Source organism: Clostridium punense, from assembly GCF_017874425.1.
Taxonomy (GTDB): Bacteria; Bacillota; Clostridia; order Clostridiales; family Clostridiaceae; genus Clostridium_J; species Clostridium_J punense.
On sequence record NZ_JAGGLL010000017.1, the window covers coordinates 70,325 to 96,695 of the forward strand.

Below are 26,371 nucleotides of genomic sequence, written 5' to 3' on the forward strand. Positions count from 1 at the left end.
TATAAATCCTTAATATTTTATTCAAGAGAAGTTATTTTTTACTTCCAGTATATGTTTTTTAACAATTTGTTAACATTTTGTTCTTTTACGTTCCGCTAATGAACCAACTTCCCTGAATCTCTCATCTCCACAAGTTCCTGAGGATAAGGGTTAAAAAAGCTTTGATCTAGTAATCTTTCTTCATTAAATCTTACTACATTAGACTTAATTACATATAGAGGTACACTAAAAGGAACATTTCCAGTTCTATATTTTTCTATGGTATCTAGAATAAAGCCCTTTTCATTATGAGATAATTTGTCACTGAAAAATCCCATAGCCTTCATTAGCACATTTATATTTGAAGTGTATCTAGGAGACCTAGCAAGAAGACCCTGTAAGCCTTCTTCATATAACTTAAATACTTCTTCCTTTGACTTCTTGTCATTATTTCCAAGAACATTGCCTAGTATTTTTAAGTATTTTTGGCTATAAGCCATAAATAGAAGCTTATTTCTGCTATGAAAATCTACAAGTTCCTTCAAAGACTTTCTTTTATTAATATCTCTAAATTCTGATAAAATAAATATTTTTGTTAAAAAATGCTCTCTTATTTTAAAATCCTTAAGACGCCCCTCATCTTCAATGGCTAAGTGTGGAAATTTCTCTTGGGCTACTGCAGCAAAAAATCCTTTACCCTTAGAAGAGCCCCCTCCCTTCTCTTCACTCGGATAAATTTTAACATCCTTTACTCCACAGGAAGGAGATCTGCTTTTTAAAATAAATCCATCTACATCACTTAGAGAAGTTAAAAATTCATTAGAAAATTCGTACATGGATTTTGATACATCAATTCCAGTTTTAGGTTGAACTAAGCATATACTTCCCTTTTTTTGTACAATTCTAATAGGATCTCTTGGGGTGGTAAGTCCAATCTCCACTTCTGGACATACAGCAATAAAGTCAACATAATTATGTAACTTCTTAACAAATTCATCATTTTGCATTCCGCCATTATATCTACAAGGCTCAAATCCTAGGCACTTACTTACAACAATTGTAGGCTTAATCATAAAAACCCCTCCTATAATTAGAGTAATAATATTGTTTGTACTGTTTTTATGGTTTATACTATAGAAAAAACTACTGAAAGGAACTTAGCTATGTATAATTTTTTATTCTTTATTTTAATAATTTTTATTGGATTTTTTATATCGAAAAACAACTACAAAAACAGAGCTACTACTATTAATAGCAATCTTTTAGAGTATGCTGATGAAATTATAAAAATCTATAACAATTTAACTGAAGCTAATCAGAATAGCTTTAAAAATTCACTAAAGCAAAGAGAAGCTTATGTTTTTAATAACTTGATTGCTAATTTTTATCATGATGCAAATAATATAAATGTACTTCAGAACTCACTGTTCATCATGGAAGACATTATGAAAAAACTTAAAATCATAACCACTAATAACAAAATATAATATAAGGGAACCAGGGTTAAAATATATTTATTACCCCTAGGTTCCCTTAAAGCTTTATCATTACTTATCTTTTAAAAAGTTATTTTCTTATCTTCTTCCAGCTTTCCCTGTAACCTGCTCTACTTTAATCTTGAATACCTTGGTTTTATTTTCGTCATTTCTAATGTATTTCATTCCACTTTCCATAAAATCAGGAGAATATTTTTCTAAAATCACTTTTAGTCCTTCTATCTTTTCTTCACCTTCTAAAAACTCTGCAGTTCCAAAAACAATTACACTTTCATAATTTGTGCTAAAGGCACTTGACAGAACCTTAGTTGGACCTACAACAGTAAAGGAAACTTTATTATTGTAAGCTAGATTTTCTAGCTTTAACCCTTCTGTAGCTCCGTGAAAGTATATATTTCCATCTTTATATCCATAGCTTAATGGTACTCCATAAGCATATCCATTTTCTCCAATTGTGGATAAAACTCCATATTCACCTTGTTTTAATAGTTCTAGGATTTCAACTTCAGTAATTGCTTTATCATTTCTTCTCATTGGCTTAAACACCATAATTCCCCCTTTAATTGCTTCAATATATTTATTTTGTAATTTATGAGATAATTATACAATAGTTATTAAAAATAATATATAAATTTTTACACATAATATAATAAGTAGAAGGTTATCATCATAATGAAATTTATTTTAAAATCATCCACTCTAAGAGCAAAAAGTTACTGCTTTTTATAGTTTCCAATCTATACATCAATAAAACCATTAAAATTTGAGAGGTATTTAATATGGATTATAACTCATCGTTATTTGAAGCTATCTATAAACGTTCTTCAGTCAGAAAATATAAAGATGAACCATTAGCTCATGGTCTTTTAAAACAAGTAGAAGAGCTAATTCATTCTACTCCTCAATTGGATGAAACAATTTCAATGAAGATTCATTTAGTTGAGGATGGAAGTAAAATAAAAAACATTTCTAAAGGCATAATTGGAAGTTATGGAAAAATAAATGCACCTCATTATCTTGTAGTTACTTCCGAGGAAAAACCTTGGTTTATGGAGAATGTGGGATTCTCTTTAGAGTATTTAGTTCTTAAACTTACTACTTTAAACCTCGGAACCTGTTGGATTGGTGGATTTATAAAAAAGAACTTACTAAAGGATATAATAGAAATTCCTGAAAACCATATACCTGTAATAGTAATTTCTCTTGGTTATCCGTTAAATCCTGATGGATTTAAAACTAGAGATTTACGAAATAATCTTTTAGAAGACATAGACCCTAATCCAGAAAAGTATGCTGACTCCACAGCTAAATTAGTTGCAGCTACAAAGCGTAAGGAAATTCATGAAATTATTAGTGGAGAGTTAGATGAAACTTGGCTTTCAATTATGGATGCTGTAAGACATGCTCCTTCTGCTATTAATAGTCAACCTTGGAGGTTTGTTAAGGAAGAAAATATTATTCATTTATATGGAGTAAAAAGATTAAAAATTGCCCAGACCCTTGAGTATATCAATAAAATTGATTTAGGAATAGCTTTATGTCATTTGGTAGCTGCTGCTCAGCTTAAAGGAAAAACCTTAGAACTAAAAGCTATGGATATTATGTCTAAAAAAGGACTTTATTATTTTATATCTATTATTGAGCATTAGTTTATATTCCATGGTAATTTTTCATTTTTTCCCAAGGAGTTTATTATTTTCCTAACATAAAAAAACATTAAACAAGGCAAACTATTTTTAACTTTGATTATATTTTATTCCTATTACCATTTTAAATCTTAATTAGAAGCTATAATGTACATTTTTGTTACTTATTAATTTAGTTTTATGGCCAAAGTAATCTAGTGCATTATAAAGAAGGAGTGATATTATGAAACTAGGTAAAATGTTGGCAACTACTTTATCCGTAGTTGGTGCTATTGTTGTTGTAGATAGGCTTGCAGATATGGTTTCCACTGCTCACAAAAGAAATATTAGTAGGTGCTTAAGTAATTTAGATAAGAGCAATTTTAATATTTTAGAAGATATGGATCCCATTGATGATTGTTGCTGTAGTGGTACAGTAGAAATCGAAAAGCCAGTAGAAAGTAAGTTTAGACGTTTTCATAAAATATTTCCAGAAATAAAGAAATATATGGCTCCTAATTGTGATACTGAAAAAGAAAACTTCACCTTCCAATATAGTATTAAGGTTAAACCAGCAGAAGAATCAATGTACAATGAAATGTATGAAGAAACTTCTACTATGGATAATAGCGAAAGAATAACAGAAGATAACTCAATGTTCAATGAGGATGATGATATAATTGGAAATCCAGAACTAGGTACAATTTAAATATTTTTACTCTCTAAATAACTTGAGATGAGCTCATATTAGCTTAGTATTAATAAAGCCATGCAAAATACAGAAATTATTTTTCTATTTTGCATGGCTTTCACACGTTATATAAAGTATTTCTTGTATTATCAGCTTTAACTTATAGAATCTAACCTGCATGTAGCTTACAAAATTTTGTTAAACGAATTAATGAAAAACACAAGGTTTTTTCTAACCATTGTGGAATAAGAACAGTAAGAGTTTAGTAAGTTTTATTAAGGAGGCTTTTATTATGATTATTAATTATGGGCATAGAGGTGCAAGCGGCTATTTTCCTGAAAACACCATGGTAGCTTTTGAGAAAGCTATTGAAATGGGAGCTACAGGTATAGAAACAGATGTGCAAATGACTAAGGATGGGGTACTTGTACTTATTCATGATGAATATGTAAACCGAACTACTGATGGCATTGGTCTTGTTAAAGACTATACTTATAAAGAACTAATGAAACTTAATGCTTCAACCTATATGAAAAACTATACTAATAAAACATCTATTCCCACTGTAGAGGAACTTCTAGCATTAGCTAAGAATCAAGACATTATTATAAACTTTGAGATTAAAAGCGGAGTTATTCTTTACCCTAATATTGAAGAAAATTTAATCAACTTGATTTATAAGGAACAGTTTCAAAACAATGTGATCCTTTCAAACTTTAATCATTACTCTTTAGTTAAATGTAAGGAAGTTTCAAGGGAAATACCCACAGGAATTTTGTACATGGAAGCCTTATACAAGGTTGAGGATTACTGCTCAACGGTTGGTGCAAATGCTCTTCACCCATACTTTTACTGCGCTCAACCTGAGGTAATACAAAATGCACATGAAAAGGGGCTTAAAGTTAATCCTTTCACTGTTAATGATGAGGGTGCTATGAATAACCTAATCTTAGCGGGCGTAGATGGGATTATTACAAATTATCCTGATAAATTAAAAAATATTATGGAGGATGTTTATGGAAAAGCTTAATTACAAAAGGACTTTTCTTTTAGGCTTTGGCTTTTTTTCTATAGCTATTACTTGGTCTGTTTATAATGCTTTTATGCCCATACTTCTTGGAAACTTTATTAAAAGTTCTGCATTAATTGGATTTATTATGACAGTAGATAATTATCTAGCACTATTTATACAACCAACGGTGGGGATCTTTAGCGACAGAATTGATACCAGGTTTGGAAAAAGAATGCCCTTTTTAATGATTGGAATGCCCCTGGCAGTAATTTTTACTTTTCTCATTCCTAGTCACAAAACCCTTTTAGCTTTAGTTTCCTTTATAGTTCTAATGAATTTGTCTATGAGTTTATTCCGTTCTCCTGTAATAGCTTTAATGCCTGATATAACACATGAAAGCAATAGAAGTAAAGCTAACAGTATAATCAATTTCATGGGTGGAATTGGCTCTCTTATTGCTTTTTTCATTGGTTCTATTTTGTGGGGATATAATAGGGCTTATCCTTTTTATCTTGCAGCTTTTTTAATTTTAATATCTTTTATTGTATTATTCCTATTTATTAAAGAAAAAAGAGATGTACTAAATTACAAGTCTTCAGAGGAGAAGGTACACATTGTAAAGGGCATTGTTAGCGGCTTAAAAAATAAAAACATTAGGTACCTACTTTTTGCTATTTGTTCTTGGTTTATTGGATACAATGGAATCGAAACCTTTTTTACCCGCTACGGTGAGAACTTCTTAGGGGTTCCTGCAAATGTAGCTTCCATGTCTTTTACCTTTATGTCTTTAAGTTTTCTAATTTTTGCAATTCCCGCTGGTGCTATTGGGACAAAATTGGGGAAGAAAAAAACTATTGTTATGGGAATTCTTGGATTAATTGTAGTATTTGTTGTTTTAGGAACCTTAAGATCTATACTATTAATAAGAATTTGCTTTTTATTTTCTGGTTTCTTCTGGTCTATGATTAATATAAATTCTTATCCTTTTGTAGCAGAAATGGCACCTAAAGGCAATATAGGCACCTACACTGGATTATACTATTTATTCTCTTCAATAGCCGCTATAATTTCACCACCACTCCTAGGTGGAATCATGGACACAATAGGATATAAGTACATGTTCTTTTATGGAGCTTTATTCTTCCTCCTTGCTCTTTTCTTTATTAGCAAAGTGAAAAAAGAAGTTCTACCTAGCTAAATTAAGAATTAAAACCTAATATACTTATCTAGATCATAAATTTCTTAACACTTCTTAAGCCATGGATTATAGAGAATAGCACTCTATATAATCCATGGCTTCATTAATATAAAATTCATAAATCTACTTATGAAATTGTGATAGCTAAGTGGATTCTAATTATTGCAATTAAAACTCTCTATTATTTTCAGGAACAACTACTGAATATCTAAAGGTAATTTTCTTTTCAGTTCTTGGTGGCACTGTTACATCAAACTCAATGGTATTTGCATCTTTCTTAGTGAACTTATCTGTAGAGCTAATCATCTTCCAATCTCCAGAAATAAAATGAGTAATTTTTAATAAGGCTTCTTCATTCCCAGTGTTTTTTATAGTTATTTCGTACTCATATTCTTCTAAACCTTCTAATCTCTTATAATCCGTTTGCACCTTATCAAATACAATATTAAAAGGTCTTCCAAGTTCTAATTTAACTAGTTCATCCTCTGGGGTATAGTCTATTCTACTCTCACCAATAAACTCAAAATTTTCTCTATTTTTAGGCCTATCATAAACCTGCGCAATTCCATTTGGTAATGGCTCTCCTAAATTATTTTCCTTTGAATTTTTAAATTCAATAACTGTACTTAATTCATTTCCGTTAAAAGGATTAATATAATATTTAATATATCTAACATTTTTACTCCAAAACAATTGAAGTTGTTTTGACGCTTTATCATTTAAATCTGTTGGACATGGGTAATTGTAAATATAATTATCCCCTAAAGCCGTTGGTGGTACTCCCCCAACATCACTGGCAGCTTTTAACATAAAACCAGTTTCGTATACAGGTTTTACTGGAGGCTCTTGTACTCTTTTTATATCTCCTGATACTAAATTCACTTTTGTATTTCTAAAATCTATACCTGAAAAATTATTTATTTTAGCAAAACATTTTAAACTTAAATATTGGTTAAATAGTTCTATGGAATAATTTGCAACCCAGGCTAATCCTTTTGTTAAGTAGGATACAGTAAAGGTATTTTCATCAGTAGGACATGCTTTAAATGATATGGTAGGCTTTAAAGTGAAGCCCTTAGGAAGACAAGGAAGTATAATTTCTCCCTTTGGGCTAACATAAACTTCATTAGTCTTCACATCTTCAATAATATATCCCCCAGCAGTGGATAATAATATACCATGGACTTTTTTCCCGCTATCTGGATCATAAAGTACTACTTCCTTCCCTATGAACTTTTCTAATATATTAATAGAATTTAATACATCATAATCATAATTTATTTCATAAGCTTCTATGTTCTCAACTATAATAGAGTTTATCTCTATCAAATCAGCTACATCTAGATAGTAAATCTTCTCTTCCTTATCAGTTGGATTTATGGTTCTCTTTTCTCTTACTAATCCAAAGTTATTTTGATATACAGAAACTGTTAATTCTTTAATATCTTTTTTTGTTGAAATCAAACTCATGGTTATCCCTCACTTAAAAATCTTTACATTTCATTATACGAAAAACCTCTTGTTTTGTACTATTGTATAGAGATTAATTTTTACCTAATATATAAAATCCCACCTGTCACCTTAAATAAGATGTTAAGTGGGATTCTTATAAAGTTTTATTCACTAATTTCTTTTTCTAACATATCTAAAAGTTCATCAAATCTTCTTATAGTATCTTCAAGAGGTTTTGGAGTAGTCATATCAACTCCAGCATCTTTAAGAATATTAATTGGATAGTCGCTTCCTCCAGCTTTTAAGAAGCCTTTATATCTTTCTACATCCCCCTCAGTACCATTTAGTATAATTTGAGAGAAAGAGTTAGCAGCTGCAAAACCAGTTACATATTGGTATACATAAAAGTCTCTGTAGAAGTGTGGGATTCTTGACCATTCCATATCAATGCCCTTATCTACTACCATAGACTCACCAAAATATTTCACATTTAAGTCATGATAAATTCTACATAATTCTTCGCTGGATAAAGATTCACCCTGTTCCATTTTTTCGTGAGTTAAAAGTTCAAACTCTGCAAACATGGTTTGTCTAAACACAGTAGTTCTTATACCCTCAAGCTGTTGATTTATTAAGAAAAGTCTCTTAGCCTTATCTTTTTCATTTTTGATTAAATAATCCATTAGTAAACACTCATTAGTTGTTGATGCCACCTCTGCACAGAATAATACATAATCTGCATAAATATATGGTTGTGTCTTTCTTGAGTAATATGAGTGGATGCTGTGCCCCATTTCATGAGCTAGAGTTGAAACATCATTAACTTGATTGCTATAGTTTAATAGCACATAGGGCATGGAATTATAGCTTCCACTTGAGTAAGCTCCTCCTCTTTTGCCTTTATTCTCATAAACATCAATCCAACCTTCTTTAATACCTTCTCTAAAAATATCTAGGTATTCCTGTCCTAGTGGTTCTAGTGCCTTTTCGCAAAGCTCTACACCCTCTTCATATTCCACATTAAATTCTGCATCATCTATAACTGAAACATATAAATCATACATATGGATTTCATCTAAACCTAAAAGTCTCTTTTTAATGTCTACATATCTATGAAGGGAAGTTAGGTTTTTGTTGATAGTATTCACCACATTGTGATAAACCCCCACAGGAATTTTATCTGGTTTTAAAGAACTTTCTAAGGCTGAATTGTAATTTCTTGTTTTAGACTTAAAAATAAAATTTTTATGAGAAGAAGTATATGAGGTAGCCACCGTATTTTTGAACCTTTCATAGGTCCCAAATAAAGCTTCAAAAGCTGCTTTTCTTACTTCTCTATTTTTACTTCTTATAAAAACTGAATAATTTCCTTCTGTAAGTTCAACTTCATTGCCATCTTCATCCTTAATTATTGGGAAAGTCATATCAGCATTAGTTAACATTCCAAATATGTTTCTTGGCGCACTTAAGCAGTCACTTACTGCTGCTAAAAGCTTTTCTTCTTCTTCTGAAAGCACATGGGGTTTCTTTTCCATAATTTGCTCTAAGAAAAAATCATAAAGCTTGAGCCCTGGCTCTTCATCAATAAGATTTTTAATTTGACTTTCTTCCATCTTTAGAATTTCAGGAACAAAAAATGAAACTATAGCGCTATACTCTGCTCCATAGGTGGAAATTTTATCTTTTATAACTTGATATTTAGAATTTGCAGTATCTTCATCTCCCCTTAAATGAGCATACACTGCTAAATACTCATATAAGTTTGATACTTCCACATACCTGTTTAGGTATTCAAGTAAAGCTTTTCCATTATTTAGCTTTCCTTTAAATTCCCCAAGTTTAGGGGCTATTTTTTGAAGCCTTTTAAAATCTTCTTCCCATAGTTCATCAGTTGCATACATTTTTTCTACATTCCACTTATACTTTGATTCTATTTCACCTCTAGTTTTTAACTTTTTAACTTCACCCATGATAATCCTCCTAAATATATATGAATTTAAGTATATTTTACCATATTTATAAATTTAGTACATTTATTTCTAGTAGTTTTCTGTTATAATATAAAAGTGAATAATTATTAAAATTTTAATATAGACTTATTTACTAATAGTAGATATGTTATATATTAAAATTCTATTATAAAATAATAAAGTTATACTTAAAATATAAAGTTTTAGGAGGAATAAAAATGGAGTATAGAAAGTTTGGTAATTGCGATTTTTCTGTTTCGTCTTTAGGTTTTGGCTGCATGAGATTTCCAGTTATAGACAAAGATCCTTCAAAAATTAATGAAGAAAAGGCTATTGCTATGATAAGACATGCTATTGATAATGGTGTAGATTATATAGACACTGCTTATCCATATCATGGTGGCAACTCTGAAGTTTTAGTTGGTAAAGCTTTAAAAGACGGTTATAGAGAAAAGATAAAGCTTGCAACTAAATCCCCAGTTTGGCTGGTAAAAGAATACGCTGATTTTCATAAGTACCTAGATGAACAACTAAATAAGCTTCAAACAGACCATATTGATTTTTATTTAATGCATGCACTAAATAAAGATCGTTTTGAAGATTTAAAGAAAAATCAAGTATTTAAATTCTTAGATGAAGCCATTGCAAGTGGTAAAATAAAGTATGCAGGTTTCTCCTTCCACGATGATGAAGAACACTTCTATGAAATAGTAGATAGCTATCCATGGACTTTCTGCCAAATTCAGCTTAACTACATGGATGTTGAATATCAAGCAGGTCTTAGAGGATTAAAATATGCTTCTGAAAAAGGTATGGCAGTAGTTATTATGGAGCCTCTTAAAGGAGGAAAGTTAGCTGGAAATCCACCTACAGAAGTAAAGGAATTATTTGAGAGCTATGATAGTTCAAGAACCCCTGCTAACTGGGCATTAAAGTGGCTATATAATTTCCCCGAGGTTACAACAATATTAAGTGGTATGTCTACTATGGAGCAACTACAGGAAAACCTTGAAATTGCATCTAATTGTAAAGCCAATGAAATGAATGCTGAAGAACTTGAAATAATGGATAAAGCTAAAGATGCTTATTTAAGATTAACTAAGGTTAATTGTACAGGTTGCAACTATTGCCAGCCATGCCCATTTGAAGTTGATATTCCAAGAAACTTTGAGCTATACAACGAAGGACATATGTTTAATACATTAGAGGCTGCATCGCATACTTATAATAATTTAATGCCTAAAAACAAATCTGCAGCTAACTGTTCTGAATGTGGAAAATGCGAAGAAGAATGTCCTCAAAACCTACCAATAAGACAATTGCTTAAAGAGGTTCATGCTTCACTTGGTGCAAAGTAAGCATTATACAAAAGTACTTTCATGTTATAACCATAAAAGCCAGGAATAGTAATTCTATTCCTGGCTTTATATTTAAACTCTTTATCATATAGCTATTGATTTTCCACTATCACCTTTTATTTTGAAAATAATAATGTTATTGCTATATATTAATATTCTCTATGATGTTTCTTTTTCTTTTTGTTTTTATAATTATCACTTAAGTGGTAATTAGGATGATATAAATAATTCTCATCATGATGATGTTCATGGTGTTCATGATGTTCAAATCCTCCTATACTATGCTTACCATCATAGTACTTACAATCATAACAATACTTTTTGCTCTTTTTGTATTTTTTACACTTTTTGCACTTTTTGTTTCTAAATTCAAGTTGATTTTCAGCAACTCTGCGATAACGAATACTATCTTCATATTCATTATTATAAACTATTGAATTATCCTCATCCTTAATTTCTTCTTTTTCCTCTTCTTGTTTTAAAGTGTTAAGTTCTGGTACTTGTATAACTTCTTTAGTCTCTACAACAGTATTATCTTCTTCTCTATTATCTTCTATTTCCCAAGGCTTTCTTTCATTACCACTTATATTTTCCTTAATATACTTATTATACTTTGGATTAATCATTGTGTTATATTGAGCAAGATTTTGATTGTTAAACATATCATATTCGTCTATATCTAGTCTATCTTCATCCTCTGAGTAATCCTCTTCACGGTAATAAGCCTGCTCCTCATAATTTACATCAAAATCTTCTTCATCAAAATCAAAAGAGTTATCATTAAATACTGGTACTGAGTTAAATTCATCGTAATCTTCAAAGTCATCAAAATCCTCAAAGTCTTCATCTTCTTCATTTAAGTTATATTTAAATACTGGTTTAGTATTAGCATTAAACTCACTGAAATTAGTGTCTATCTCTCTATATCTAACTTCAGGATTAACTTCATTCATATCTCCCATTGGGTCGACATAATCATAGTCTATAGGCTCATAAACATCTACTTCTTCTAGTGGAAGGTTGTAGAATTCAAACTCATCTTCTTTACCAAAATACTCTGACCTGTCTGATTGTTTGTTTATATATTCACGCTGTAAATAATCTACAGGATCTTGATAATTTTTCTTTCCACTTGCCTTAGGTAAAAATATATCTTCCAATACATAATTTTCAGGTGAATTATTTTTAATCATATTATCCTCCACATCATCATAATTTATGTCAGAATTTCTAAAGGTAACCTGTGCCTTTGCCCTTGTAGGTGAGAAATCTCCATCAACATCAAAAGCTTCTATTGTAATTTCATATTTTTCGTTTGGCCTAGGAGCTTTAGCTAGCTTAATGGTATAACTAGTGGCATTTTTTGACACAGTAGTTACATAGTTAGAATTTATAAAGATATTATAGCCATTCAAATCAACATCAGGATTTCTTGACCAAGTAAGTGATATTGCACTTCTTCCTGGAAAAGCCTTGAAATTTTTAACCACTACTGGTGGTTTTAGAAAATCTAAATTAGTTGGTCCATAGTTTAAGTCTACGGGTGGATTAACCCCTGCCATGGTACCACTTTCAGAATACTGCCACATTCTCCATCTAGTCCACCCACCTGCATCTGGTGGAAATGGTGGATTACTTGGGATTTCTTTATACATAGCAATCCATAGCGGCATATTAGATAAAATATACCCCTTAGTTGAGTGGCGGAAGTTATTGTAAAGTTGAATAAAAAATAGCCCTGTGTATAACATTAATCTTCTTCTTGTTCTTCTTTCAAATCTCTTTCTAAATCTGTCAACCCAATCTAATAAATTATCAGTAGATATAGATTTATCCTGTGGGGTTTCTATGTCAACTACTGGGAATAAGTCCCCATAATTTCCAGGACCATAAGCTTCTTGAAGAACTCTTATAAAGTCATCACACTGAGCATCCGCAGTTGTTAAATCCGTCGATGGTACTGCATAATGATATGCTCCACTAAGTATTCCTACTGATCTTAAGCCTTTTACATACTCAAAAAATCTTCTGTCTACTCTAAATCTTCCAGTACCAGAACTTGATCCACGTACGTAACAATAGTTAGTCTTAGTAGCTAGTAAAGCATAATTTACGTCGCCCCTAAATTCATTTATGTCTGGACCTATTATATTAGCAAAAGTTGCCTGTTGCATACTATCCTCCATAATAGTAGTAATTCACTTAATATATTATTAATTTTATGGTTAAAATGTTACAATATAACGGATTTTTTATATCATAAATAAAAATAAACTAGCAAGTTTTAAAAATCTTACTAGTTTATTAATTGTAACTTGTTAAAAATCTTATAAGAAAATTACATAATCAATTTATCCTCAACTAACTACCTATGTTACTCTCAATAGTATTCATGGTCTTAACCTTTGATTTTAAATGTATGATTACTAAGTTCACTATAGGGATTAAAATGCAATAAAAAGAAAATAGTATTGCTTTAGGGCCGATTTGAAGATTAGTTAATGGCACTAACACAGCTACATTCCACGGTATAAGTGGAGCAATTACTATCGCTGTATTTTCTAGTTCAGTTGCAAGAGTATACTTATCTATATTATTTTTCTCATAAGCACTTTTCATAGTCATATTTGTGAGCATTACTGCTAATACTTGTGTACAACCTACCATGGCACTTACTATGCTTACCCCTATTGTAGAAAGAAATAGTATATCTCTTCTTTTTATTCTATTTAAAGGCTCTTGTATAAACTGAAGCATATTTGCTCCTTCAAAAATTCCTGTTAAAGCTGAAGACATAAATACTATAAGAGAAAGCTTGAGCATGGATAAAATGCCTCCCCCTTTTATAATTGAATACAAAGGATTTCCTTCTGGTAGTTTAAACCCAAAAACTAATGTTTTTATAATTTCTATAAAATTGTAATCTTGAAGGAAAAATGCAATTAAAGATGCCGTTGTCATGCTTATATACATGGAAGTTTTCACCTTAACTTTAAATAGGGATAAAACCATTATAATAAAGGCTGGAATCAGCACTACTATGCTAACATTAAAATAATTTACTATCTCAGATATTATATTAGAATTACTATAATCTAAAGGCTGCTTTAAAGATAACAAAGTATAGATTATGCAAGCTATTATAAGTGGAATAATGGATGTCTTAATCATATTTCTTATATTTTTATAAAGCTCTGTTTCTGTAATATTAGCCACAAGATTAGCACTAGAAGACATAGGTGAGCATCTATCTCCAAAATAAGCTCCTGATAGTATAGCACCAGCTACAGCATATAGATTCCCACCACCAGCTCTAGCCATTACCATTAAGGATATTCCTACAGTACCAATAGTACCAAAGGAAGTTCCAATTAATAGGGAAACTAAAGCAGACAATATAAATGCACTAATTACAAAGTAACTTGGACTTATTAGGTTTATTCCATAATATACTATAGCAGGAACAGTACCTGACGCCATCCAAGATGAAATTATAGCTCCGATAAGAACGAAAATTTGAAGCACTATAAAGGATTTTTTACCACCTTTATATGCTACTTCTAGGCTTTCCTTCAAAGTAAGTCCTCTCTTTATAGCCAATATAGTAAATATACTAAGAACTAAGGTTAATGGAACAAGAATATCTATACCTCTGGCCACACTAAAAATTAATAAAATCGATGATAATATCAAACCTAATATTACGTCCATAAAATCTCCTTTTCATCCTATTATGTCAAAGTTACTATGATTTTAAAATTTATAACTGAAATTTAAGTTACTGTTGTTTAAAAATTAATTCATAAGTTATATGGATTTTAAGCTAATTTCTCTATAAACGAAAATTTCTAATAATATATTACTCTTTTACCAAACTAATTACAATAATAATTTCATTTTAGTAAAACAATTGAAAGTTATAGCTTAAAAAATAAATTCCATAAAATTGAAACTTTTACTATAAATAGAGGACTTTCTGTAAATTTGTAGAATATAAAAATAAGCAAATTAATTCTATGAGGTGAGATATTATGAAAAATATAAAAGTATTTTCTTTTCCCAAAGATTTTTTATTAATAATAGTTTGTATTCTGGTATTATTTTTAGTATATTTAAATGTAAATTTAGGACTATCTATATTCATTTCTCTAATTGCTGTTACTATATTTGTACTATGGGTGGTGTTAAGATTAAGTCAGTATCATAACCTTCAGCAAGCAATTAAAATAATTAAACTTCTTGAAATTCAAGTCCTTGAATCCACTGAAATAATTCAACAAATCCATCTATATCTTAATAATAATCTTAGAATTTGTATTAGCAATATAATTATTAACAATGAATGGTTTAATGATATAATTACCCTAAGAAAGTATTTAACTGAATTAGAGCTTCGTCAAGTCATCGATTTAATGTATCATTTTGATTCTCTTCAAAAGAATTATAATTACTGGACAGAATCTGGTGACGAAAACTTACAAAGTATTTTAAAGACAAATATTTCTCCTGGTAATAGTGATCTTATTGACGAAGTAAACGCCGTAAGAACCATGATTATAAAATTAAAATCAGATTTTTCTATAAACTAAAGGGTAGCCAAGAGGCTACCCCTTAATTTATATAGCTATTTCTTCATTAGACTCTAAATACGCTTTAATAAGCTTTAGATGATTTTCATCTTCTTCAACAATGACATCGAAAATATCTTTAGATAAATCCTCTGGATAGTCATTAAACATGACATCCCCTCTGAAACTAATCAATGTTCCTTTAGTTAAAACTTCAAATTCATAATTATATACTACTTTCACTCCATATTTTATAGTACTGAAAATAAATCTATGATTTTCAATAATATCAATTATTTCACTATTAAATTTAAAATCCTTTCCATTATGAATTATTATATTCTCATATTTACTTCCCTTTGTTAATGGTCCTTCTGTTATTTTGTTAATAGAGAGGATATCATTCCATACTGTACAAAACCTTTTAAAATCAGTATAAAAATTAAATACCTCATTAATATCTTTTCTTATGAAAATGGAATTTTTAAATTTGTACACAACTTGTCCCCCTCTATATGAAAGTTTTTTAAATATAGTGTAATAATATTATAACATATGATTAAATATTTGGAAATATATGTTAATAAAAAAACTGACCTTAAGTCAGTTTTTTTATTTTATACTTGAACAATTTATTTTTCTAAAAATAAATTATTCACATTATCTTTAAATTTGTTTAGAGGAATTACAAACTCTGGATTGTAATATTCTTTCGATGCTATTTTACCTTGAGGAAAAGTTATTATTAAATTTCCCTTTTCTATATAGAAATCTGTATTTTCATCAACTGTAGTAAAGTTATAAATATTACCATGGCCTAAATTTTTTTCTAAAGTTTTAATTTGATCCTTTATCTCTTTATTTATTGGTTCTATATAGTTATAATTTTTTTTGAAAACATCTTTTAACTTATAAACTTCACCATTATTTAGATTTACATTATACCCCTTATTATATAAAACATAATTTTCAGTAGTACCATTGCTAGCAGAATAAGTTATAACCATACTTAATAAATCTTTGTTTACAAAGTAACTTTTAAAATATGTTGATGCTCCCCACTCTTTTAATTGCTTATCACTATTTATTTTGTTTTTCTCTTCACTTGCCGTAGTTTTAATAAAACTATTAAAATCAAATACCTGATCCTTTATCATCTTATTTATATTATTTATTACTACGCTATTATTCCCTTTTATTACAGGATAAGAAAGGTAAGATTGAAAACTTTGTTCTCCTTGTATAAGGGTTTCGTTTGTGATTTCTAATGGACTATTTATAATTTTAACATTTTTGTTTAAACCTTTTGGAAATGCATTATAAGAAATCTTAAACTCTGGAATCCCTGAGGCATAGGGTGCTATCTCATACTCTCCAAAGTATATTACTACTCCATCTTTATCTAGATAAAAATTTTGATTATACGGAATTCCATTAAGATTTTTAATAGAATCTGAGAAATATTTATCTGGCTCCTTTATCATTTCAGATTTAATCTTACCTAAAATAATAGATCTATAGGATAAATTATTTCCAATAAAGTCATTTAACACACCATAATTCCCTGTATTTAAATCAAAATTATATGCAATTTTATTTGAACTTCCATGAGCACCACCGGTATATTGATAAATTGTGAGAACAACAGATAAAATATTACTCTCATTATAGGTTATATCATATTGGGAAGTAACATTATATTGCCTTACATCATAGCTGGTTTTCTTATTTAATTCACCATCTTCTATTGCCATCTTTTCGATTGAATCCTTTGTAGTCATTATTGTATTCTGTATCTTGTCATTAATTTTCTTCTGAACTTCACTATTTCCTATTCCTGAGATTACTGGAATATCTAATTTCACAGTAATATATTCATTACTGTATTGGATGGGATTTAAAGTTACATTTACTTCTGTTTTAATAGATAATTGCTTAAGCACGATCTGAGAATCCTTAGGATTGCATAGTGCATAAGCATTAATAGATAAATTAGTTAAAATAAATAAAGATAATAGCCAGTACTTTAGTTTTCTCATGTTACCACCCTTTCTACTTTAACCTTAGTTTACCCACGAAACCTTCAACTACACCTATAAACTAATATTTTTATTATATAATTTGTAATCTTATTAGCCATACTAATTTTAGTTACTTAGGATTTTATTTATGTTATTTATAAACCAATTAATTATGAAGGAGAATGAACTATGCCAAGGTTAGGATTACGTACAATAAAAACTTCTGTAGCAGTGTACTTTTGTATTGTTATAAGCACTATGTTTGGCATAGACCCCTTTTATTCCTGTATTGCCGCGGTTTCTACCATTCAAACCTCTATTCACTCTTCTTTTCTAGTTGGAAGGGATAGAATGTTAGGAAGCACAGTTGGAGCTGCTTTTGGAGTAGTATTCTCCTATTTTGGTCAACAAAGCAGTTTTTTTACTGCACTTGCCATACTATGTGTTATTTATACTATTACCTTACTAAATAGCAAAGGGTCTATAAATATTGCTTGCATTGTAGTTATTGCTATTATGGTAGATCCCACAGTAACTTCACCCTTACAAAGTGGTTTTCAAAGACTAATTCAGACCTTACTAGGAATAGTTATCGCAGTAATTGTAAATGTAACCATATTTCCGCCTAAAAGCTAGTTAAGATAAGGACGATTTGAAAATCGTTCCCATGATAAAAATAATTAAAGTAACCGTAATTAATAGCTACTCCTTATAATTAATACTTATCTTCTTATATTAAATACAAAATCCTTAGCTAAAAATAGCTAAGGATTTCAATCATTATAGTTTCATGGCATTTTTTGTATTTTTCTTACACTTAATCAATAAGTTAATTTAATAGAAGCCTTCACAAATGTTTCTATTAAATTTTAAAATCTCTTGGATTATCATCATTTACCTTAGGTTCTCCAAATACAGATCTTGCACTCTCAGCAGCTGGATCATGATTAATGTGCTTCTTTCTAAACTTTCCATCATGTTTTCTATTTTCCTTTGTATCTTTCATTTTTGTCATATGAACACTCTCCTCTCTAAATTTAGAGTATCCACTTAAAACCCTTTTATTCTCATTAAAAATATCCATTTTCACATGTTTTTACTTTATTTTAAGCCTCTTTCTTTTTCTACAATATCCCTTGCAATTCCATGAGCCATTTTTTTTGTTTTGCATATATCTATTGTATTTATAATCCCATCTCTCACTAAAACTTTTCCATTTACTATTGTGCTCTTAACAAAGCTTGTATTTCCGCAACAGACAATAGAAACCAATGGGTCATGACATCCTGCAAAGGCAATATCATTTAAGTCTAGAAGGATAATATCAGCTGCTTTATTCACCTCAAGATAGCCTATATCTTTTCTTCCTAATACCTCAGCACCGCCTCTTGTAGCCATCTTTAAAGTTTCATAGGCTGTAAGTCCCTTATCTCCATACTTTAAATGATTTAATAAATAGGTCCTTCTTACCTCTTCCCACATATTAGACCCATCATTTGATGCACTTCCATCTACAGCAATACCTACAGGAACCTTAGCTTTAATAAGTTCTGAAGTTCTACAAATCCCACTTCCTAATTTCATATTGGAACTAGGACAATGTGCAATGCCTGCTCCTTTTATAGCTTTAATCTCTCTATCACTCAAATATATTCCATGAGCAAACCAGACATCTTGTCCAACCCATTCTAAATCTTCCATTAGCTCTACAGGTCTTCTTCCATACTTTTCAATGCAAAAATTTTCTTCATCTATGGTTTCACATAGATGCGTATGCATCATTACTCCTTTTTTACGTGCCAAATCCTTAGTTTCCTTCATTAATCTTGTGCTTACTGAAAAAGGCGAACAGGGAGCTAATGAAATTTTTGTCATTGCTAGGTCTTTGTAATCATGATATTTATTTATAAGTCTTTCAGAGTCTATAAGTATATCTTCTTCCTTTTGAACTACTGAGTCCGGTGGTAATCCTCCACCGCTTTTACCTAAGGACATAGAACCTCTTGTGGCGTGAAATCTAATTCCAATTTCTGCAGCAGCTTTTATTTGTTCATCTATAAGGTTACCAGAAGTGAATTTAGGAAATAAATAATGATGATCCATTGTTGTGGTGCAGCCAGTTCTTAATAGTTCACTAAACCCAACCATAGCTCCATAATAAACAGCCTCTGGTGTAATATGCTTCCAAAACTCATACAAACCCACAAGCCAAGGAAATAAAGGCATATCTTGCACTTCTTTTATTCCTCTAAACAAAGTTTGATATAAATGGTGATGGGTATTAACAAATCCGGGCATCACTACTAAATTATCACAAGGCACTATTTCGCTATCTTCTAAAGGATTTAATTCTTTTCCTATTGAAATAATTCTATTATCTTTTGTTAGTAAGTCTACCCCTCTTAATATTTCATCTTTGTCATTCATAGTAATTAAATAATCTATGTTTTTAAATAATATACTAGCCAAATTCTCTCCTCCTAATAGGTTGATTTAATTTAATAAATACTATGTAGCTATAGTGCAATTAATTCCAATTACTAAATATTATTCACCTATTTTGAGATAGAGTAATATTATATAAATTAGTGTAAGGTATTTTCTAATATACCTTGCACTAATTTATCCTTTAAGATTAAGTTAACTAAAATTAGTCTTAAAAATTTAGTATTTTGTGTTCTATAAGTGCTTTTTTTCTCATATTATATATAAATTGAGCATAAAATCCCAGAAATAAATTACTAAATATTCTAAATATTTGTGTAATTTTTCTTAATTATATGCTATTATAAATATATAATCATCAAATGTATTCATAGTTGGCTACATTTTAGACAATACTAAAACCATTATGTTAAGTATCTTCAAAAATAAATAAGTCAGTATGATTGTCTAACTCAAAATATCCTTCACATCTTTGACTTGTTATTTATTTTCAGAGGCCTTATAAAAAAAATTAGCCTGCTATATTATTTTATTACAATAGAAAGGGGTTGTTTCGATGGTAGAGTATAACTTATCAACTATTGAAGCATTTCAAATTTTGGATGAAAATCCAACTTACAGAGCTGTAAATGCTGAAGGTCATACCTTAGAGTTAAGAGGAGAAGAAAAATTTATTATCCATCGTCGTATTAAACTTGCAAAGGATAAGCATGTTAGTTTAAGTGATAAGTGGAGAATTGTAAAACCCATCTCCTATGAACTTGCAAATGAACTTTTTAAAAAGCTTAGAACCATAGAATGTAGATTTGATGATGGAACAAAAAAATTCTATAATAAGATGCCAGATAATGGTCATGTAATAATAGAAAGCGATTTACCTTATGGTAAAGATTGTCTATGGTATTGCTTTAGTTATTATGAAGAGTAATCTTCTACAATTTGAAATCAATAAATTGTAAATAGCTTCTACTACCTTCAATAATATTACTAAAAAACACATAAATTCAGATATTTTTATATCCGAATTTATGTGTTTAATATTTCTAATATTTTTTCCACTTTAGGGTTACAAACAGAATAAGTAATTTCTGTACCTGTTCTTTCTCCTTTAACAATCCCAGCTACTCTTAACTTCTGCAAATGCTGGGAAACTGTTGATTGAGGCATTCCTAAACAATTTTGCATAAAAGATACATTACAAGTTCCTTTTCCTAATAATCCATTAACTATACATAACCTAACTGGATGAGCCAATGCCTTAAGCATTTCTGCATCTTCATCATATTTATTATAATTCATATCCATTGCTATCCCTCACAACTTTTTTATTATTATTTCTATATTTAAATTTTATATTCATAACACTATTTGTATATTATGTTAAAGTGTTATTATTGTCAATATTTTATATTAATTTTGTCACCTTAACCTAGTATTTAAAGTATATTATAATAGAATCATTTTATGGAGGTTACTCAATGCCACTAGAAGGTTCTCAAACCCAAACCAATTTAAGAAAAACCTTTGCTGCAGAAGCTAGAAGTGTAACTAGATATCAACTTTTTGCAGAAAATGCTAGAAGAGAGGGTTTTGAATTTATTGCCAGAACATTTGAGGAGGCTGCAGAGCAAAACTTGGCCCATGCTAGGCAAGTTTATGGCCGTTTCCTTGGTAATATAAAATCTCTCCAGGAAAATCTACAATCTACAGCCACAGCTGAAAATGCAGAACTTAATGTTTATTTAGAGTATGAGAGAGTTGCTCGTGAAGAAGGCTTTGAAGACATTGCTACCTTCTATAGGGAAGCTAGAGTTGTAACAAACTTACACTATAGACAGTTTAGTGATTTATCCTCTCGTCTAGCTAACGGCACCCTATATAATCGTCCTACTGTTCAAATTTGGCAATGCATGAACTGTGGCTATCTACACGAAGGGAAAGAAGCTCCCCAATTTTGTCCATTATGCTTTTTCCCACAGGGTTGGTATAGGCTGTTATGCCCTGATTATTAGTTTTTTCAGTCTAAAGTTTTGTTGTTAACATATGTAAATATTTATACTTAAACTTTGCGATAAATGGATTATATTTAATAAATTCCTAAAGTACATCAGAATATGTATAATATTATTTAACAATAATTTTGGTCCTAAGTAACGTGAAAACCATAGATAAATAGAGTATTACACACTCTACCCTCTATGGTTTTTGTTTTAAAAAATTCAATTTTATACATAGAATCTCTATAGTATATTGGTGCTTGTTGTTCCTAAGTCAAGCATATAAATTTAAAGTATTTATAGTTTCTAAGAAAATAGTATTTCGATACACACTTTTCATAATTTTAAAATAGATGTTTTCTTTGAAAAAAATATACATTTACTTAATTTTTATATGTTTCCACTTTCCTGTTTTAAATCTCCAATACACCATAGCCCATCTAAATACTTGATCTAAAAATACCGCAATCCACGCTCCCATAAGTCCCATATTAAATATATTTATGAAGGTATAGGCTAAAATAACTCTTATACCCAATATTCCAATTCCAGTAGACAACATTGGAAAAGTTGTGTCTCCCGCTCCCCTTAAGGAACCTACAATAATAAATGCTGATGATTGAAAAGGTTGCATAATTGCCACAATTTTTAGGGCTTCAGCACCTGATTTTATAATAACCTGATCCTTTGTATAAAGTCCTAATACCTGTGGTGCAAAAAGGAAAAAAACAACTCCAATTAATGTTGCTAAAATAGATCCTATTTGGCGAGCTTTAGAAACATAAGCTTCTGCTCTTGATGGGTCTCCTTCCCCTAAAGTTCTTCCCGTTAAGGATGCAGCAGCTATTGAGAAGGATTGTCCTGTAGTAAAGGAAAGACTAAGTATATTTAAACAAATTTGATGAGCAGCATAAATTACTGTACCTAAAGTAGCTACGGTTTTTGTAAATAACATTATACCAACTCTAAGAATCAACATTTCAATAGATGAGGGAACTCCAATCCTAATAAAATTCTTTACAATTTCTTTGTCATATTTAAACTTCTTCTTAAAGTCAATTCTTATTCCAGTTTTACCCCTTAAAAATAAATTTCCAATCATAAAAGTAGCAACAATCTGAGAAAAACAAGTTGATATTGCTGCACCAGTAACTCCTAAAGCTGGCAATCCAAAGAATCCATAAATAAGTAGTGCATTTCCAACTACATTTAAAGCATTAACTTTAATATTAATTTTCATAGGTGTTTTAGTATCTCCTGCACCCCTTAAAACAGCAAATAGAGAGTTGTTTACTCCTTGGAATAGAAATCCAAACATTATTATTCTAAAGTACCATATCCCTATGTTAATAGTCTCTGGTTCTGCCCCCATAAACCTCATAATATCAACAGCATATATCTGAGCAAGAATAAATAGTGGAACTACCAAAAAGGATAAGTTAATTAATACAATATGTTTTACAGTGGTTTCTACCTTTCCCTCTTCTTTTCTTCCTATGTATCTAGCAACCATTGCAGTGCCACCTATGTTTAATGCCTGAACTATGGCAAGACCTATAAATAATGGTTGATTTGTAATTCCCACTGCAGCAACAGATGCAGCGGCCACAAAATTATTGCTAATCCTACCTAGCATGATCATATCCACCATGGAGAATAAAGAACCTAATAAAGATTCCAGTAGCACTGGCCATGCTATATTTACCACATCTTTTGTTATAGGGTCATTTATATTTCTAGTAAAATTAATCCTCTTTTTTATTAAATCTAGCATAACACTATCCACCTTTCTATTTAGTTTTTTCACACTATTATGTATATTCAACGCGTTAATAAAAAACCCTTTTATTTTCATACTTATTAAACTATATGCATAACAAAAAAAACATCTCTTCAATTTCAGAGATGTTTTTTATAGATATAAATTAATTTCATATAAGTAAAATTTAAGTTCTAAATATAACTTGTTCTTTCTTAAACATAGTTCTTGCTATAAATAAAGAAATTATAATATAAACAACCGTCCATCCTAAGGTAATTCCAATATGAGTGTAATTGTATATTCCAAAGATTAATTCCTTAAGAAGGCAAACTACATTAGCTAATGGTATATGAAAGTAAAAGGTTGCAATATTTTTTGCATCTAACATATACGTTGCATAAACTGGAACAATTCCTATTATGGTAAGTGGTGTTATATAAGTTTGAGCTTCTTTAAATGATCTAGCATAAATACTAATAGCTAGCTCTAAAGCTCCAAATACCATAGTAGTCAATACTGCTATAATAAATATGAAAATGAAGGTTTTGTAATCCATACCCAAACTTAAAGCCGCTGTCCCTCCTCCATTAAACATTGAAGGATTCATCATAAAGGATATTATAATTCCTGCTAAAGACGATATGGCAGTAATCATACCAAGTAGCGTTATGGCAAAAAACTTTCCATAAAGTAGTGACATTCTACCAGCTTGTGTTGTAAGAAGTGGTTCTAATGTACCCCTTTCCTTCTCTCCTGCTCCTAAGTCTGTTGCAGCAGGTATTGGGCCTGTAATGCAATACATAACCAGCAATAACGGTAGCATCATGGATAAGATCATAGTGGTAGCTCCACTTTCTTCTTCTTTTACTGTTTTTTGTTCAATATTTATTGGTGTAAGTATCTTAGTATCAATATTTCTAGCTGATAGCCTATTTGTAACAATACCCTGAGAATAAGCTTGTATATAGTTTTGAATTGTGGAAGCAACAATAGAGGAAGTTTGGCTTGCATTATCCATTATTAGAGCAACTGATACTTGTTCCTCACTTTTTAATTTACTTTCAAAATCCTTTGGAATTTCAATGGCTATAGAAAGATTACCATCCTTAATATCCTTATCTATGTCTGTAGAATCAACTATAACAACATCTTTTTGACCCTTAATAAATTCTTTTAAAGAGCTTCCTCCAGTATCAACTATGGCTATTTTCATGTCTTTAGTTGCATCTTCAGTAGTTTTTGATATTCCTTTTCCTAATACAAAAAACAGGATTGGAAACACTAAAAGAGGGACTAGTATACTTGCAAATAAGGTTTTCTTATCTCTAAAAATATCCATTATTTCTTTTCTAAATACTAAGCCTGTTACATTATTTGTCACGAGTATCACCTCCAATTAGTGAAATAAATACTTCTTCTAAATCCTTGTTATTATACTTTTGCTTTAACTCATTTATAGTTCCACTTTCAACTATTTTTCCTTTGTTAATAATAATCACTCTATCACAGAGCTTTTCTACTTCTACCATGCTGTGACTTGAAAAGATTATAGATTTATTTTGTTCTTTGCAATTAAAAATAAAGTTTTGAACAATTCTTGCTGCCGTAACGTCCAGTCCCATAGTTGGTTCATCAAATAACATAACCTTGGGATTATGCACAATTGATCTGGCAATTGCTACTTTCTGCTTCATACCTCTTGAAAACTTGCCAACTCTTCTGTCAATATACTCTTCCATTTCTAAAGCTTTAACTAACTCATCAATATTTTCCTTAGTTTCTTCTTTAGAAAGTCCATTGAGCATTGCAAAATATCTTATATTTTCCCTTGCAGTGAGTCTATCATAAAGACCTACTTCTCCACCAAATAGTATCCCAATTTGTGAACGAACCTTTGAATCCTCAGTTAAAATATCAAAACCATTTACCTTTGCTGTCCCTCCTGTAGGCTTAAGCATAGTGGCTAATATTCTTAGTGTAGTTGTTTTTCCAGCCCCATTTTCTCCTAAAAGTCCAACAATTTCTCCTGACTTCACTGTAAAGCTAATATTATCTACAGCTTTAACTTCCTTAAAGGCTTTACTTAAACTATTAACCTCAATCATAAAATTCCCCTCCTTCGTCAATATCTATAAATATTGCAATCGTTATATTATTTTACCACTTTATAGCGTTATTTTCCATAATATAGTTTGTTCTTCTTTAAAATAAAAATAGTGTAAAATATTTTACACTATTATAAAGAACTTATATAATTTTAGTTACTTATCATAAATATCTGTAGCAATTTCCTCTTGTTTTTTTATATCCCTCTTTAAAAGATTGCTATTTCTTTTATTTTCTTCTGAGCTTCCTTTTAAAAATAATAACAATAAAATAGCTGGTATTTGTATATAGGGTATGGCACAAATTATTGAATAAAAACCATTATAATTTATGTCTAGAAATCTTTTATAACTAATAAGAACTAATAAAATGTTCAGTAATATCTTCAGAGTAAACTTTCCAGCTAATAAAAATACTCCTATACTATCATAATTAATATTGCTTACTATATTGATGCCAAGGTTAAATATCAAGTTCAACAATAAAAACCCACCTAAAAAACATAATATGAAAGTCCCATATTTTCTTCTCCCAACTCTGCCCTCTAGTAAAAACAAACTAAATTCCATATTTATCGCCCCTCTAAAATGATAAAATTTGAAGCAAGGAAATAAATTGCTTACTTTCTTATTTTATACATATAGTCAGAGTTATATACATTATTTTCCAGGAAATAAATAGTTTATTTTCA

Annotated in this window: 24 protein-coding genes and 1 pseudogene; 10 read left to right on the top strand and 15 right to left on the bottom strand. The window is 30.0% G+C overall.

Going from position 1 to position 26,371, the window contains the following annotated elements:
* Positions 1 to 95: 95 nt before the first annotated feature.
* On the bottom strand, positions 96 to 1,052 hold the full coding sequence (locus J2Z44_RS11660; protein ID WP_021284948.1) for a YbgA family protein: 957 nt from the start codon (positions 1,050 to 1,052) through the stop codon (positions 96 to 98).
* A gap of 90 nt (positions 1,053 to 1,142) precedes the next feature.
* Between J2Z44_RS11660 and J2Z44_RS11665 the strand changes: the two genes are divergently transcribed.
* Positions 1,143 to 1,466 (top strand): hypothetical protein, encoded by a 324-nt coding sequence (locus tag J2Z44_RS11665; RefSeq protein ID WP_209649588.1) that lies wholly within the window; start codon positions 1,143 to 1,145, stop codon positions 1,464 to 1,466.
* Between the two features lie 87 nt (positions 1,467 to 1,553).
* Here J2Z44_RS11665 and J2Z44_RS11670 read toward each other — a convergent pair whose 3' ends face one another.
* Positions 1,554 to 2,024: a pyridoxamine 5'-phosphate oxidase family protein gene (locus tag J2Z44_RS11670; RefSeq protein WP_245353245.1), complete on the bottom strand. Its 471-nt coding sequence runs from the start codon at positions 2,022 to 2,024 to the stop codon at positions 1,554 to 1,556.
* A gap of 230 nt (positions 2,025 to 2,254) precedes the next feature.
* Here J2Z44_RS11670 and J2Z44_RS11675 point away from each other — a divergent pair, with 230 nt between their 5' ends.
* The 4 genes from J2Z44_RS11675 to J2Z44_RS11690 all read left to right on the top strand — a co-directional run bounded on the left by J2Z44_RS11675 (position 2,255) and on the right by J2Z44_RS11690 (position 6,001).
* Positions 2,255 to 3,124 (top strand): nitroreductase family protein, encoded by an 870-nt coding sequence (locus J2Z44_RS11675; protein WP_021284951.1) that lies wholly within the window; start codon positions 2,255 to 2,257, stop codon positions 3,122 to 3,124.
* A gap of 220 nt (positions 3,125 to 3,344) precedes the next feature.
* Complete coding sequence (locus tag J2Z44_RS11680; RefSeq protein ID WP_021284952.1) at positions 3,345 to 3,809, top strand: hypothetical protein; 465 nt, start codon at positions 3,345 to 3,347, stop codon at positions 3,807 to 3,809.
* A gap of 274 nt (positions 3,810 to 4,083) precedes the next feature.
* A complete protein-coding gene (locus J2Z44_RS11685) occupies positions 4,084 to 4,821 on the top strand; it encodes a glycerophosphodiester phosphodiesterase (protein ID WP_021284953.1) in 738 nt (245 codons plus the stop codon).
* Positions 4,808 to 6,001 carry an SLC45 family MFS transporter gene (locus J2Z44_RS11690; protein WP_021284954.1) on the top strand — a complete coding sequence of 398 codons (1,194 nt, stop codon included), beginning with the start codon at positions 4,808 to 4,810 and terminating at the stop codon, positions 5,999 to 6,001. The genes J2Z44_RS11685 and J2Z44_RS11690 overlap by 14 nt, the downstream gene beginning before the upstream one ends.
* 168 nt (positions 6,002 to 6,169) lie before the next feature.
* On the opposite strand, the gene J2Z44_RS11695 is transcribed toward J2Z44_RS11690, so the two are convergent.
* Complete coding sequence (locus tag J2Z44_RS11695) at positions 6,170 to 7,471, bottom strand: DUF4139 domain-containing protein (protein ID WP_021284955.1); 1,302 nt, start codon at positions 7,469 to 7,471, stop codon at positions 6,170 to 6,172.
* 146 nt (positions 7,472 to 7,617) lie between these two features.
* Entirely contained in the window at positions 7,618 to 9,423 is a 1,806-nt protein-coding gene (gene pepF / locus J2Z44_RS11700) for an oligoendopeptidase F (protein ID WP_021284956.1), read from the bottom strand.
* Between the two features lie 218 nt (positions 9,424 to 9,641).
* Here pepF and J2Z44_RS11705 point away from each other — a divergent pair, with 218 nt between their 5' ends.
* Positions 9,642 to 10,781 carry an aldo/keto reductase gene (locus J2Z44_RS11705; protein ID WP_209649589.1) on the top strand — a complete coding sequence of 380 codons (1,140 nt, stop codon included), beginning with the start codon at positions 9,642 to 9,644 and terminating at the stop codon, positions 10,779 to 10,781.
* Between the two features lie 1,238 nt (positions 10,782 to 12,019).
* On the opposite strand, the pseudogene J2Z44_RS21555 reads toward J2Z44_RS11705, so the two are convergent.
* Positions 12,020 to 12,955, bottom strand: a pseudogene (locus J2Z44_RS21555) (glycoside hydrolase family 25 protein); the annotation flags it as partial.
* 187 nt (positions 12,956 to 13,142) lie between these two features.
* Positions 13,143 to 14,492: a Na+/H+ antiporter NhaC family protein gene (locus J2Z44_RS11715; protein WP_021283316.1), complete on the bottom strand. Its 1,350-nt coding sequence runs from the start codon at positions 14,490 to 14,492 to the stop codon at positions 13,143 to 13,145.
* A 320-nt stretch (positions 14,493 to 14,812) separates the two neighbouring features.
* On the opposite strand from J2Z44_RS11715, the gene J2Z44_RS11720 reads away from it, so the two are divergent.
* Positions 14,813 to 15,370 carry a hypothetical protein gene (locus J2Z44_RS11720; protein ID WP_021283315.1) on the top strand — a complete coding sequence of 186 codons (558 nt, stop codon included), beginning with the start codon at positions 14,813 to 14,815 and terminating at the stop codon, positions 15,368 to 15,370.
* Positions 15,371 to 15,397: 27 nt separating this feature from the next.
* On the opposite strand, the gene J2Z44_RS11725 is transcribed toward J2Z44_RS11720, so the two are convergent.
* Complete coding sequence (locus tag J2Z44_RS11725) at positions 15,398 to 15,847, bottom strand: SRPBCC family protein (RefSeq protein WP_021283314.1); 450 nt, start codon at positions 15,845 to 15,847, stop codon at positions 15,398 to 15,400.
* Positions 15,848 to 15,981: 134 nt separating this feature from the next.
* Positions 15,982 to 17,388, bottom strand: a complete 1,407-nt coding sequence (locus J2Z44_RS11730) for a DUF3298 and DUF4163 domain-containing protein (RefSeq protein WP_209649590.1) — start codon at positions 17,386 to 17,388, stop codon at positions 15,982 to 15,984.
* 171 nt (positions 17,389 to 17,559) lie between these two features.
* Here J2Z44_RS11730 and J2Z44_RS11735 point away from each other — a divergent pair, with 171 nt between their 5' ends.
* Complete coding sequence (locus tag J2Z44_RS11735; RefSeq protein ID WP_021283312.1) at positions 17,560 to 18,006, top strand: FUSC family protein; 447 nt, start codon at positions 17,560 to 17,562, stop codon at positions 18,004 to 18,006.
* 226 nt (positions 18,007 to 18,232) lie between these two features.
* Here J2Z44_RS11735 and J2Z44_RS11740 read toward each other — a convergent pair whose 3' ends face one another.
* Positions 18,233 to 18,385, bottom strand: coding sequence for a CPC_1213 family protein (locus J2Z44_RS11740; protein WP_209649591.1), 153 nt, complete (start codon positions 18,383 to 18,385; stop codon positions 18,233 to 18,235).
* 86 nt (positions 18,386 to 18,471) lie between these two features.
* Positions 18,472 to 19,839 carry an 8-oxoguanine deaminase gene (locus J2Z44_RS11745; RefSeq protein ID WP_021283310.1) on the bottom strand — a complete coding sequence of 456 codons (1,368 nt, stop codon included), beginning with the start codon at positions 19,837 to 19,839 and terminating at the stop codon, positions 18,472 to 18,474.
* Positions 19,840 to 20,371: 532 nt separating this feature from the next.
* Here J2Z44_RS11745 and J2Z44_RS11750 point away from each other — a divergent pair.
* Complete coding sequence (locus tag J2Z44_RS11750) at positions 20,372 to 20,743, top strand: hypothetical protein (protein ID WP_021283309.1); 372 nt, start codon at positions 20,372 to 20,374, stop codon at positions 20,741 to 20,743.
* A 98-nt stretch (positions 20,744 to 20,841) separates the two neighbouring features.
* Here the strand turns inward: J2Z44_RS11750 and J2Z44_RS11755 are convergent, their stop codons facing one another.
* A complete protein-coding gene (locus J2Z44_RS11755) occupies positions 20,842 to 21,120 on the bottom strand; it encodes an ArsR/SmtB family transcription factor (RefSeq protein ID WP_021283308.1) in 279 nt (92 codons plus the stop codon).
* A 173-nt stretch (positions 21,121 to 21,293) separates the two neighbouring features.
* Here J2Z44_RS11755 and J2Z44_RS11760 point away from each other — a divergent pair, with 173 nt between their 5' ends.
* Positions 21,294 to 21,827, top strand: coding sequence for a rubrerythrin family protein (locus J2Z44_RS11760; RefSeq protein ID WP_021283307.1), 534 nt, complete (start codon positions 21,294 to 21,296; stop codon positions 21,825 to 21,827).
* A 364-nt stretch (positions 21,828 to 22,191) separates the two neighbouring features.
* Here the strand turns inward: J2Z44_RS11760 and J2Z44_RS11765 are convergent, their stop codons facing one another.
* The 4 genes from J2Z44_RS11765 to J2Z44_RS11780 form a co-directional block, all read right to left on the bottom strand.
* A complete protein-coding gene (locus tag J2Z44_RS11765) occupies positions 22,192 to 23,586 on the bottom strand; it encodes an MATE family efflux transporter (protein WP_021283306.1) in 1,395 nt (464 codons plus the stop codon).
* 172 nt (positions 23,587 to 23,758) lie between these two features.
* Positions 23,759 to 24,955: an ABC transporter permease gene (locus J2Z44_RS11770; protein ID WP_021283305.1), complete on the bottom strand. Its 1,197-nt coding sequence runs from the start codon at positions 24,953 to 24,955 to the stop codon at positions 23,759 to 23,761.
* A complete protein-coding gene (locus J2Z44_RS11775; RefSeq protein ID WP_021283304.1) occupies positions 24,945 to 25,679 on the bottom strand; it encodes an ABC transporter ATP-binding protein in 735 nt (244 codons plus the stop codon). Before J2Z44_RS11775 ends, J2Z44_RS11770 begins: the two co-directional genes overlap by 11 nt.
* A gap of 156 nt (positions 25,680 to 25,835) precedes the next feature.
* A complete protein-coding gene (locus tag J2Z44_RS11780) occupies positions 25,836 to 26,249 on the bottom strand; it encodes a DUF805 domain-containing protein (protein WP_021283303.1) in 414 nt (137 codons plus the stop codon).
* Positions 26,250 to 26,371: the final 122 nt, after the last annotated feature.